Origin of the sequence: Micromonospora sp. NPDC049559 (assembly GCF_040676675.1) — a bacterium.
In the GTDB taxonomy this organism is placed as follows: Bacteria; Actinomycetota; Actinomycetes; order Mycobacteriales; family Micromonosporaceae; genus JBFAPK01.
Window position 1 is genome coordinate 1 of the sequence record NZ_JBFAPK010000001.1, and the last position, 11,681, is coordinate 11,681.

Consider the following 11,681-nt stretch of genomic DNA (forward strand, 5'->3'; position numbering starts at 1 on the left):
TCTTTCCCCTCACGACGCTCTTCCGATCCGGCGAAGACATCAAGCCTGACGGGATTCGCCGGGCACGGCGGCCCCACCCCCAGCCCGGCCCACCCCCAGCCCGGCCCACCCCCAGCCCGGCCCACCCCCAGCCCGGCCCACGCGAGCCCGGCCGGCGGAACCAACCCGCCCCCGAACCGGCTCAGGCGTCCTTGGAGGACCCCGCCTCGTCGTCGCCCGCCAGCGCCGACCGCAACCGCTCCTTCTCCGCCTTGCGCCGCTCCGCCGCGCTCGCCAACTGCTGGGCCATCTGGTCGCGCCAGCCGCGGAGCAGGAAGAAGGAGACCGCCGCCGAGAAGGCCAGCGCCACCATCAGTTTGAGGAACAGGTTCATCTGGACCGGCCAGAGGGCCAGCACCACCACCACGAACAGGCCCACCCGGCCCAGCGTGTACTTTGCCGCGGCACTCATCTTCGCTCCGATCAGCCCGTCCGGCGGTCCAGCCACCGGATGACGTGAAACCAGATCGCCGCGTACGCCCCGGCGGCGACCGTGGCCGCCAGCGCGCCGGACCAGAGCGTGGGCAACTCCTGGGCCAGGCCGGCGGCGAGCAGCCCGGCGGTCACCGCCACGGCGGCGCTCACCAGCGCGGTCACCACCCGAGCGGGCCCGGACGGCCAGGCCCGGAAATCCTCGACGAAGATCCACGCCGGCAGGATCAGGGCGAGCCAGCCGTTGGCGCGGCCGAACTCGCCGGTGCCCATGATGGTGACGACCCAGTCGAACAGCACCAGCGCCAGCACGCCGACGACCAGCCCGGCGAGGACGACGCCGAGCAGGTCGCCCAGCCCGCTGATCCGCCCGGCGGTGTCGCGCCGCGGAAAGGTGCTCTGCCCCTCAGTCATAACCAGTCGAGGGTACGTGAGCTGGCCGGTCGGCCGCCGCTGCCCCACCGGCCGCCGGAGCGACCGGGGGCCGGGACGACCGAGACCGGGGGCCGGGGACTACGCCCAGACCCGCTGCGGTTCGGCCCGGCGCTCGGCCAGCGACGGCGGCGCGTCGTACTCGCGGAGCACCTCGTAGCGGGCGTTCCGCTCGACCGGGCGGAAACCGCCGTCCCAGATGAGCTGCAACAGGTCGTCGCGGTGCAGGAGGTCCGGTTCGCCGCCCGTCGCGGCGGTCACGGGCTCCGCGCCGGGGGTGCTGTCGAGGTCGTCGACGCCGAAGCTCAGCGCGAGCTGGGCCGTCGAGATCCCGTGCCCCGCCCAGGCGCCGTTGAGGTGTGGCACGTTGTCCAGCAGCAGCCGGGAGACGGCGAGGGTACGCAGCGTGTCGGCGGCCGGCGGAACCTCGTGCCCCGTGGCCGCCGGGTCGGGCCGGCGCCGCAGCGGGACGAAGGTGGGGAAGCCACCCGTCTCGTCCTGGAGTTCGCGCAGCCGCAGCACGTGGTCGACCCGGTGGGGCGCCTCCTCGACGTGGCCGTACCGCATGGCGGCGGCGGTACGCAGGCCCTTGGCGTGCGCCAGCCGGTGGATCCGGGACCAGTCCGCCCAGTCGCACCCGTCCCCGCCGGAGCGGGCGCGTACCTCCGGGTCGAAGATCTCCGCGTCGGCACCGGTCAGCGCCGTCAGGCCCGCCTCGACCAGTTCGTCCAGCAGGTCGTCGGCGCTCCGGCCGGTGAGCCGCTCGAAGCGGCGCAGGCCGGTGGCGGAGAGCGCCAGCAGCGCCACCCCCGGCAGCGCGGTACGGAGTTCGGCCAGCAGCCGCGGGTAGTGCTCCCAGGACAGCGCCGGGTCCGGGCCCTCGACGAGGTACAGCGCGGTGGGTTCCTCGTCGCGCAGCCGGGCCGCCGCCGCCACCGGTTCGTCGCCGGTCAGCTCCAGCCGCCGGTCGACGCCGAAGAGCACCCGGTCGCCGCCCAGCGCCGTGCGCCGGTGGTGGGCCAGCCGGCCGAGCCAGGCGAGGTCGTCGCTGTCGTAGAGGGCGATGCCGTCGGCGCGGCTGAGGCGCTCCCCGGCGTACACCTTCGCTTCGAGTTCCCGCTTGAGTCCGGCGTCCATTCCGGCCACGCCCCTTCCACCTGTGGTACTCCGGCGAGCGTACGTGGCCGCGCCGACGGGACCACGGCCGGTCAGGGACCTGTGGCAGCGGATTCGTGCTCCCGATCACACCCGTTGCCCGAAGGAGCAGCGAGTCGGTTCACGGACTCTCAGTGTCCTGTTACCCGAAGGGCAATCGACATGGCTGGTGATTTGCGGTAAGAAATTTTGGGACGGGCGGTACCACTCGGCGCGATACCACGCCGCACCACGAGTGCGGGCGAGGCGAGCGCGATCTGGACGGGGAGCGGGATGGCGAAGAACAGACGCGGACGGGCATTCAGGCTGGATTCGACCATCAACCCCGTGCTCCGCCCGCTGCTCTGGTCCGCGGTGCTCGGTGCGGCCGTGGCGTTCGCCTTCACGAACCCGGTCCAGGCGGCTCCGGTCTACGCCGATCCGCCGCCGCCGAACAGCATCCCCGACACGGGCAGCCGGCCGCAGCTTCCGGACGGCATCCAGTCCATCCAGCTGCCCGGCGGGCCCGCCGTCCCCGGCGGCGCCCCGATCCTGCCGGTCGGCATCAACGGTCCACTCGCGACACAGATAAACAACCTGCAGGTCGAGGTCAACCAGCTCGGCGAGAACCTGCTGGTGCTCCGGCAGAGCAAGGACGCCGGGAACGTCGAGCTGCAGGCCGCCACGGAGGCCCTCACCCGCGCCGAGCAGGACCTGACCGTCGCGCGGCAGGCCGCCGACCGGTACGCGGAGGAGGCCCTCAAGGAGGCCGCGGCCCTGCCGCCGGGCGAGTTCGGCACCGACCTGCACGGGCTGGGCGCGCTCAGCCGGCTCCAGAAGGGCGAGGCCGCGGGTGGCGACACCGACGCCGCCGCCCGGGAACTGGCCCGCGCGACCGAGGCGCAGCAGCACGCGCTGCAGACCAAGCTCGACGCGGAGAGCCGGCTCGGGAAGCTGACCGAGGAGTTCACCAAGCTAGAGGCGACCTACAACACGAAGGCCGCCGCGCTGGTGAAGCTGCGGCAGGACAACGCCGCGCAGGTCGAGGCGATCGAGCGGGCGCAGGAGGCCGCGGAGCAGCGGAACGGGGCCCAGTACCTCAACGGCTCGTACCTCAACGGCAAGGCGGCCCACCCGCGCGCGCTCGCCGCCGTGAGCTACGCGCTCGCCCAGCTCGGCGACCCCTACCTCTGGGGCTCCGAGGGCCCCAACCGGTTCGACTGCTCCGGCCTGATGTGGGCGGCCTACCGCTCCAAGGGGGCGGACTACTTCGACCTGCCGCGCGTCTCCCGCGACCAGTACTACGCCACCCGCTTCCGCGAGGTGGACCGCTCGGCCCTGCTCCCCGGCGACCTGCTCTTCTTCGCCTCCAACAGCAGCTGGACCAGCATCCACCACGTCGCCATGTACATCGGCGGCGGCCGGATGGTGCACGCGCCGACCACGGGCGACGTGGTGAAGATTTCCCAGGTGCCGTGGTCCCGCCTCTACAAGGCGACCCGCATCTTCGGCGCGGTCGACGCCCCGAAGACGAACCCGCCGAAGCCACCCACGAACACCCCGAAGCCGCCCACCAACACGCCGAAGCCGCCCACGGACGACCCGACCACGCCGCCGGACACCGACCCGCCGACGACCCCGCCCGACACTCCGCCGGCGACCCCGCCGAAGCCGCCGGCCCCGCCGCGCCCGCCGAAGCCGCGCCCGACGGCGACCACGCCGAGCCCGACGCCGCAGCCGCCGAGCAGCGAACCGTCGAGCGAGGAGCCGAGCGCCTCCACCTCCGCCGAGTCCAGCCCGAGCGCGGAGTCGAGCGGCAGCTGAGGCGCGCGGCGGCGGGCGGGCCCCGCCGAGGCGCGTTCCCAATTCGCATCCGTCGCGGCACTCCGGCTGTGCTCCGGCGGCCGGATGTGGCACCGTGAGACCGGAGTGGGGCCAGGTGTGTCCGGTCCCGCGTGCCCGGTCTCGCGTGGTCGGCCCGGGCGCGATCGTGGGTGCGGGAGGCAGTGATGGACGAAGTACGGAATCCGGCTACCGGCGGAGAGGCGGGTAACGGCCCCGATGCCGCCGGGTCGTCCGTACCGCGCTCCGACGACGCGGCCGAGCTGACCCCGCTGCCGCCCCTGCCGCCCGTCGGCACCGCCCCCGCCACGGCCCCGGCGGAGGAGGAGCTGCCCGAGCCGTACGAGCCGCCGCCCGCCCCGCTGGCCGGCACGCTCTGGCCCGGCACGGTCGCCACCGCCGAGCCGGACGCTCCGGAGGGGGCCGATCGGGACGCGGGCGGCGCTGAACGAGAGACGCCGGCACCGGCCGAGCCCTCGGTCCGGGGACGGGCCAGCGTCGCGGCCGTCGTCCGGCCCAGCTCGGACGAGATCGAGCGGATCGCCCCGGCGGCGACCGGGGGCGGCAGGACCTACCGGGCCGGCGAACTCGACGCGGGCGACCTCGGCTCGGGCGGAGCCGACGCGGTCGCGGCCCCGGCCGGCGAACCGGGCGGCCCGGCACCCGACGCACCGGCGCTCGGGGGCTGGGAGCCCGGCAGCCCGCCCCTCGGAGGCCGCGAGTCCGACGGGCCAGCTCTCGGAGGCCGCGAGTCCGACGGGCCAGTCCTCGGAGGCCGCGAGTCCGGCAGTCCGCAGGCCGGTGATCGCCAGCCCGACGGCGGCGAGGGTGACGGCCGCGAGCCCTGGGCTCCGGTCCGGCCGGCCGAGCAGTCGGTGCCGCCGCTGGCCCGCCGCACGCCGCGTACCCCCACGGCCACCGGATCCTGGTCGGCCTTCGCGAAGGCGAACGAGAAGTCGGAGACGGCGGATCCGAGCGGCAGCGGTACGGGCGAGGACACCGGCGCCCGTGACGCGTCCGGCGCGCTCGGCCCGTCCGGCTCCGTCGAGTCCTTCCTCGGCGCGCGCGGTGCCTCGGGCGCCGGCGGTACGGCCGCGGCCGAGGGGCAGCCGGCTCCGGCGGGGTCCGCGCCCCCGCCCGGCTACACCGTCCCGGCCCAGCGGATGCCCAGCCCGATGGAGTCGAGCACGGCCCGGGCCAGCGCCTCGGTACCCCAGCTGCGCCGGGTGACGCCGGACGAGATCGGCGCGAACGTCCCGGTCGCGGCCGGGGGCGCCAACGTCTACCGGGCCGGCGCCGGCCCCGCCACGGCGAACCCACCCCGGCCGGAACCGGTCGAGCCGGTGCAGCCGCCACGGCCGCCCGCTCCGCCCATCCCACCCGTGCCGACCCCGCCTCCGCCGCCGGGCCCCGGACCCACCCCACCCGGACCGACCCCTCCGCCGCCCGGACCGGTGCCGCCGGTGCCGCCCACCCCGCCGCCGCCCGGGCCGGTACCGCCGGCACCGGCACCGCCGCACCCACCGGGCCCCGTGCCCGAGCCGGCGCCTCCGTTCCCGCCTCCGCCGGTCACCTCGGGCGTCTCGACCCTGCTCGGCGGCGGGCCCGTTCCCGCCCCGCCCACCTCCGCGCCACCGGCCGCTCCACCGCTCTCCACCGCCGCGCGGTCCACCACCCCGATGCCCAGCGCGCCGCCGGCCGCGTCCAGCGCGCCGCCGTCGAGCGCGCCACCGGTGGTTCCCGCCGCCGCGCTGCCGAGTTGGCCCCCGTCCGCCAGCCCGGCCAGCGTGGCCGGTGGCGGGTTTCCGCCAGCGGCGGCGCAGGGCGCCGCCTCCCGCCCGCCGGGCAACGTCTACGGCGGCGGCGACCCCGGGGAGCTGACCACCGCGATGTCGCTGCCGGACCCGGCGGTGGAGAACTCCGGCTCGCTGACCGGCCACATCCTCGCCCAGGGCTGGGCGGACACCCCGGCGTCGAAGGGGAACACCACCCGGGTCGTGCTGGTACTGGTGATCGGCCTCGGCATCCTGGTCGCGGTCGGCCTGATCGCGGTACTCGTCGCCGGTGACGCCCTGAGCGGCCTGCTCGGCGGCTGAGCGGTACGGGCGGGCCGACGAACGTCGCGGCGCTCAGCGGCCCCAATTCCGTTGCGCGAACGGTGGGGTGGTGCCAAGGTGAGCCTCCCCACTGGGAGTGTCGCGCGCGTGTCGGTACCGACCGGCACCCGTACACTCGTAGTGATCACTGACCTGGCGTGCCCGGCGCACGCCCACGGGCGATCTTGCTGGCGAATCAGCGGCGACCACTCGGCCGCGGCGGGCCATCGCGAAGATGCGCCCCGCTTGAGAGGTTTACTTGACGTCCTTCGCTGACCCCAGCACGTTCCCGTCCGTCTTCGACGCCCCCGTGGAGTCCTCCCGCGCCGACGCCACCCCGGACACCGCATCGACCGAGCCCGTCGCGGCCGCCGCGCCGGCCGGTACCGGACCGGAGATCCCGCGGCAGGCCCCACCGGCGGCGGCCGAGACCCGCACCACCGAACCGCCCGCGGCTGAACCGCCCGCGGCCGAGCCCGCCGCCGAGCCGGACTTCGCCGCGCTCGGGCTGCCCGGGCAGCTGGTCCGGGCCCTGCGCCGGGAGGGGATCACCGCCCCGTTCGAGATCCAGCGCGCCACCGTGCCGGACGCGCTCGCCGGCCGGGACGTGCTCGGCCGGGGCCAGACCGGCTCCGGCAAGACGCTGGCCTTCGGGCTGCCCGTGCTGGCCCGGCTCGCCGCCGGCGGCCGGGCCCGACCGGGCCACCCGCGCGCGCTGATCATGGTGCCGACCCGCGAGCTGGCCATGCAGGTCAACGACGCGCTGCTGCCGCTCGGCAAGGCGGTCGGGGTGTTCCTCAAGACGGCCGTCGGCGGCGTGCCGTACGACCGGCAGATCGACGCGCTGCGACGCGGGGTCGAGATCATCGTGGCGACGCCGGGCCGCCTCGGCGACCTGATCGAGCGGGGCGCGTGCAGCCTCGACGACATCGAGATCACGGTCCTCGACGAGGCCGACCAGATGGCCGACATGGGCTTCCTGCCGGAGGTCACCGAGCTGCTCGCGAAGACCCCGGCGGGCGCACAGCGGCTGCTCTTCTCGGCAACGCTCGACGGCGACGTCGACGCGCTGGTCCAGCGCTTCATGACCGACCCGGTGACCCACTCCACCGCCCCGCCGACCGCCGCGGTCTCCACGATGGACCATCACCTGCTGCTGATCCCGCCGCAGGAGAAGTTCGCGGTGGCCGCGTCGATCGCCGCGCGCGACGGCCGCACGATGATGTTCGCCCGTACCCAGATGGGCGTGGACCGGCTGGTCGAGCAGCTCGCCGCGGTGGGCGTACGGGCCGGCGCGCTGCACGGCGGCAAGACCCAGCGGGTACGCACCCGCACGCTGGCCGAGTTCAAGGAGGGCCGGACGAACGTGCTGGTCGCCACCGACGTGGCCGCCCGCGGCATCCACGTGGACGGGGTCTCGCTGGTGGTGCACGTCGACCCGCCGAAGGACCCGAAGGACTACCTGCACCGGGCCGGGCGCACCGCGCGGGCCGGCGAGTCGGGCGCCGTCGCCACGCTGGTCCTGCCCAAGCAGCGCCGGAGCACCCTCGCGATGCTCCAGAAGGCGGGCGTCGAGCCGGCGCAGCTGCGCGTCCGCTCGGGTGACCCGGCGCTGGCCGAGCTGACCGGCGCGCAGGCCCCCAGCGGCGTACCGGTGGTGGACGAGCCGGCCCCGCGCCGGTTCGACCGGCGTCACGGCGACCGGGACGGGCGTTCGTACCGCGACGGCGAGCGCCGCGACGCACGGCCGTACCGGGACCGCGACGGTGACCGCCGCGACGGCCGCCGCTTCGGCGACCGCGACCGCGACGGCGCGCGCCGCCCGCAGGGTGACCGGGACGGCGAGCGGCGCTTCGGGGACCGGGACGGCCGGACCGGTGGCGAGTACCGCTACGCCGGTCGCGCCGACCGTGGCACCGGGCGGCCGGGCGGCGAGTGGCGCGGTACCGAGCGCCGGGGCGGCGAGTGGTCCCCGGGCGAGCGCCGAGGCGGCCTCCGCCACGACAGCCGGCCCCGGGACGAGCGGCCCGCCGACGACCGCGCCCGCGACGACCGCCGGCCGCCGTCCGATCGGCGTTTCGGCACTCGGCGCCCGAGCCGCAGCTACTGACGCATCCGCAAGCCCGAGCGCGCGGGTGCCGCACCGGAAGCGGTGCGGCACCCGGGCCGGGCCGGTAACGTCGGTCCATGCCGAGCATGCCGAAATCCCTCTTCTGGGCCCGCAGCGACACGGCGGGCAGCGAACACGTGCTCCTGGACGACCGGCGCGGCCTCTCGGCGCGCGGCGTCGCCCTGGCCGCCGAGCCGCTGCCGCACACCTGCCAGTACGAGCTGACCACCGACGAGACCTGGTCGGCGACGCGGCTGGAGGTGACCGTCACGGGGGCCGGCTGGCTCCGGACGCTCCGGCTGGAACGGGCCGCCGGCCGCTGGCGCTCCAGCACGGCCGAACAGGGCGACCTGGACGCGGCGCTGGCCGCCGCCGGGCAGCCGGGCGCGGGACTGCCGGGCACCGAGCAGCCGGAGCGGCTGGAGGCCGCCCTGGACGTCGACCTGAGCGCCTCGGTGCTGTTCAACACGCTTCCGGTTCGCCGGTTGGGGCTGCTCGACGCGGAGCCGGGCAGCACGCACCGGATCAGGGTCGCCTGGGTGCTGGTACCGAGCCTGCTGGTGCTGCCGGTCGAGCAGGTCTACACGGCGCTGGGCGGTGGCCGGGTGCGCTTCGCCAGCGAGGGGTTCCTGGCCGAAATCGAGTTCGACCGCGACGGGTACGTGGTGCGCTACCCCGGCCTGGCCGACCGCGCCGGCCGCTGATTACGGGCCGGCCGGGTCACTCGGGCCAGGTGCCGGTGGCCAGGAAGCGTTCCACGATGGACCGGTACGGCGCCAGCTCCAACCCCTGCGCGGCGACCCACTCGTCCGAGTAGTACGTGTCGGTGTAGCGCTCACCGCCGTCGCAGAGCAGCGTCACCACCGACCCGGTACGGCCGGCCGCGCGCATCTGCGCGATCAGGTCGAACGCGCCCCACAGGTTGGTACCGGTCGAGCCGCCCAGCCGGCGGCCCAGCACCTCCGACGCGGCCCGCATGGTGGCGAGCGAGGCCGCGTCCGGTACCTGGATCATCCGGTCGACGACGGCGGGCTGGAACGACGCCTCGACGCCGGGGCGGCCGATCCCCTCGATCCGTGAGCCGCGGCCGGTGGTGGCCGACCAGTCGGCGTCGCGCCAGGCCAGGTAGTAGGCCGAGTTCTCCGGGTCCACCACGCAGAGCTTGGTGGGCAACCGCCGGTACCGGGCGTACCGGCCGATGGTGGCGCTGGTACCGCCGGTGCCGGCGCCGACCACGATCCAGTCCGGTACGGGGTGCCGCTCCAGGGCGAGCTGCGCGTAGATCGACTCGGCGATGTTGTTGTTGCCCCGCCAGTCGGTGGCGCGCTCGGCGTAGGTGAACTGGTCCATGTAGTGCCCGCCGAGGTCCTCGGCCAGCCAGCGCGCCTCGACCACCACCCGGGCCGGGTCCTCCACCAGGTGGCAGCGCCCGCCCTGGAACTCGATCAGCGCGATCTTCTCGGGCGAGGTGGTGGCGGGCATCACCGCCACGAAGGGCAGTCCGAGCATCCGGGCGAAGTACGCCTCGGAGACGGCGGTGGAGCCGGAGGACGCCTCGACGATGGTGCTGCGCGGTCCGATCCAGCCGTTGCAGAGGCCGTACAGGAACAGGGACCGGGCCAGCCGGTGCTTGAGCGAGCCGGTCGGGTGCACCGACTCGTCCTTGAGGTAGAGGTCGATCCCCCAGGCCCTGGGGAGCGGGAACGGCAGCAGATGGGTGTCGGCGGAGCGGTTCGCGTCCGCCTCGACGATGGCGATGGCCTCGATAACCCAGGCCCGGTCCGCGTCGTTACACCTATCGAGATGTTCCACGCGACGACCGTAACAACGACCGGACCCGAAACACGAAGATGATCATGCTCCCCGGCCCCGCCAGCGGCGGCCCGGCTGGTCAGGGCTGCGGCGGGCTGATCGGTTGGGGGCGATTCTCCCACTTTGTCGACAACGCGATGGCGGTACGGGTCGAGGCGACCCCGGCGACCCGGTTCAACCGCACGATCAGCTGTTCCAGCTCGACGATCGTACCGACGCGGGCCTTGAGCAGGAAGGACTCCACCCCGGCCATGAAGTAGCAGGACTCGATCTCGGGCATCAGCCGGAACGCCTCGAGCACGTCGTCGGTGTCGGCCCCGGAATCCTGGACGATGCCGATCAGAGCGGTGACGCCGAGCCCGATCGCCTCGGGTTCCACGTCGGCCCGGTAGCCGCGCACGACCCCGCTGGACTCCAGCTTGCCGACGCGTTCATGCACGGCCGGTGCGGAGAGCCCGACCTGGCGGGCGAGTTCGGCGTAGGAGAGTCGGGCGTTGCCGCGCAGCAGCTCCACCAGGCTCCGGTCGATGGCGTCCACGGACTACAGACCCTAATCGGCCCGGCTCGGGGCGCTCCGGGCGCGGTGGCGATGTGGCCGCTCGTGGCGCGTCACGGGCGAGAAGTTACCCTCTCAGAGCAGGCAAATCGGGCAAATCGATGGGGCTAACTACCCAGTCGGTACGTTTTCGCGTTCGCCGGACACGCCTCGCCCACGGTGTTGTAATTGCCGTACGTCCCTAACTAGGGCTCTGGCAGACACCTGTCCGGGGGGCAGTCTCACCAGTCTGGGGGCTTCGTCGAGCGAGGAGGGGCCGTGGACACTGGAGATCGTCTGCTGACGCCGGGCGAGGTGGCTGCGCTGTTCCGCGTCGATCCGAAGACCGTCACGCGGTGGGCCGCCGCCGGGCGGATCGGCAGCATCCGGACGCCCGGCGGGCACCGGCGCTTCCGCGAGTCGGAGGTACGGGCCCTGCTTGAGGGCGAGGGCATGCTCGACGAGGTCGACACGAACGTGGCAGACCGCCCGCGCAACGCGGGACCGGCGGCACCGGGCGGGCCCGGACCCGCCAACGCCGGCATGTACTGACCCAGCGAAGACCCCACCGTCACCGGCAGCGCCGCGAAGAATCAGCTCCGGTCCGCGTTGAGCCGGCCGGACCAGCGGGTGAAGAGCGAGTGCGGCACGCCGAGCCCGTCGAGCACCTTGCCGGCCACGAAGTCGACCAACTGTTGCGCACTCGCCCCGGCGCCCGCGCCGTAGAAGCCGGGACTGGCCGGCAGCACCACCGCCCCGGCGTCGTGCAGCGTGATCAGATGCTCCAGGTGACTGCGGGTCACCGGGGTCTCCCGGGGCACCACCACCACCCGCCGCCGCTCCTTGAGGTTCACCTCCGCCGCCCGTTGCAGCAGGTCCTTCGAGAGTCCGAGCGCGATGCCGGCGCAGGCCGCCGTGCTGGCCGGTACCACCGCCATGCCGCGCACCGGGTACGAGCCGCTGCTCGGCCCCGCGGCCAGGTCACCGGCCGGCCAGTAGCGCACGTCGGCCCCGCCGAGATCGCGGCCCAGCCAGGCGGCCAGGTCGTCGGCCCAGTGCGCGTCCCGGAACGGCCGGCCGGTCTCGTCCAGGATCGTCAGCCGGGCGGCCCGGGAGACCACCAGGTCCACCGGGTGACCGGCGTCGAGCAGCCCGCCGAGCACCGCCGCCGCGTACGGCGTACCGGAGGCCCCGGAGACCCCGAGCACCCACGGAATGCGGCGTACCTCGTCCGTCACGGCGTACCGGG

Annotated in this window: 11 protein-coding genes; 5 read left to right on the forward strand and 6 right to left on the reverse strand. The window is 74.8% G+C overall.

The features are described 5' to 3' along the window. Positions 1 to 181: 181 nt before the first annotated feature. The 3 genes from AB0J86_RS00005 to AB0J86_RS00015 all read right to left on the reverse strand — a co-directional run bounded on the left by AB0J86_RS00005 (position 182) and on the right by AB0J86_RS00015 (position 2,040). Complete coding sequence (locus AB0J86_RS00005; protein WP_363849998.1) at positions 182 to 451, reverse strand: DUF4229 domain-containing protein; 270 nt, start codon at positions 449 to 451, stop codon at positions 182 to 184. Positions 452 to 462: 11 nt separating this feature from the next. Beyond that, complete coding sequence (locus tag AB0J86_RS00010; RefSeq protein WP_363850001.1) at positions 463 to 885, reverse strand: hypothetical protein; 423 nt, start codon at positions 883 to 885, stop codon at positions 463 to 465. A gap of 99 nt (positions 886 to 984) precedes the next feature. Next, positions 985 to 2,040: an aminofutalosine synthase MqnE gene (locus AB0J86_RS00015; protein ID WP_363851544.1), complete on the reverse strand. Its 1,056-nt coding sequence runs from the start codon at positions 2,038 to 2,040 to the stop codon at positions 985 to 987. Between the two features lie 291 nt (positions 2,041 to 2,331). Between AB0J86_RS00015 and AB0J86_RS00020 the strand changes: the two genes are divergently transcribed. From AB0J86_RS00020 to AB0J86_RS00035, 4 genes are all read left to right on the forward strand, one after another. Further along, positions 2,332 to 3,861 (forward strand): NlpC/P60 family protein, encoded by a 1,530-nt coding sequence (locus tag AB0J86_RS00020; RefSeq protein ID WP_363850004.1) that lies wholly within the window; start codon positions 2,332 to 2,334, stop codon positions 3,859 to 3,861. A gap of 185 nt (positions 3,862 to 4,046) precedes the next feature. Then, on the forward strand, positions 4,047 to 5,975 hold the full coding sequence (locus tag AB0J86_RS00025; RefSeq protein WP_363850007.1) for a hypothetical protein: 1,929 nt from the start codon (positions 4,047 to 4,049) through the stop codon (positions 5,973 to 5,975). A 259-nt stretch (positions 5,976 to 6,234) separates the two neighbouring features. Then, positions 6,235 to 8,085 (forward strand): DEAD/DEAH box helicase, encoded by a 1,851-nt coding sequence (locus AB0J86_RS00030; RefSeq protein WP_363850008.1) that lies wholly within the window; start codon positions 6,235 to 6,237, stop codon positions 8,083 to 8,085. Between the two features lie 77 nt (positions 8,086 to 8,162). Further along, positions 8,163 to 8,789, forward strand: a complete 627-nt coding sequence (locus AB0J86_RS00035) for a putative glycolipid-binding domain-containing protein (RefSeq protein ID WP_363850011.1) — start codon at positions 8,163 to 8,165, stop codon at positions 8,787 to 8,789. Positions 8,790 to 8,805: 16 nt separating this feature from the next. On the opposite strand, the gene AB0J86_RS00040 is transcribed toward AB0J86_RS00035, so the two are convergent. Together AB0J86_RS00040 and AB0J86_RS00045 are read right to left on the reverse strand one after the other, a co-directional pair. Continuing rightward, positions 8,806 to 9,897: a PLP-dependent cysteine synthase family protein gene (locus tag AB0J86_RS00040; RefSeq protein ID WP_363850013.1), complete on the reverse strand. Its 1,092-nt coding sequence runs from the start codon at positions 9,895 to 9,897 to the stop codon at positions 8,806 to 8,808. Positions 9,898 to 9,976: 79 nt separating this feature from the next. Beyond that, positions 9,977 to 10,435 carry an Lrp/AsnC family transcriptional regulator gene (locus AB0J86_RS00045; protein WP_363850016.1) on the reverse strand — a complete coding sequence of 153 codons (459 nt, stop codon included), beginning with the start codon at positions 10,433 to 10,435 and terminating at the stop codon, positions 9,977 to 9,979. A gap of 276 nt (positions 10,436 to 10,711) precedes the next feature. On the opposite strand from AB0J86_RS00045, the gene AB0J86_RS00050 reads away from it, so the two are divergent. Then, positions 10,712 to 10,984, forward strand: coding sequence for a BldC family transcriptional regulator (locus AB0J86_RS00050; protein ID WP_363850019.1), 273 nt, complete (start codon positions 10,712 to 10,714; stop codon positions 10,982 to 10,984). Between the two features lie 41 nt (positions 10,985 to 11,025). Here the strand turns inward: AB0J86_RS00050 and AB0J86_RS00055 are convergent, their stop codons facing one another. Next, complete coding sequence (locus AB0J86_RS00055) at positions 11,026 to 11,670, reverse strand: UbiX family flavin prenyltransferase (RefSeq protein ID WP_363850022.1); 645 nt, start codon at positions 11,668 to 11,670, stop codon at positions 11,026 to 11,028. Positions 11,671 to 11,681 lie beyond the last annotated feature (11 nt).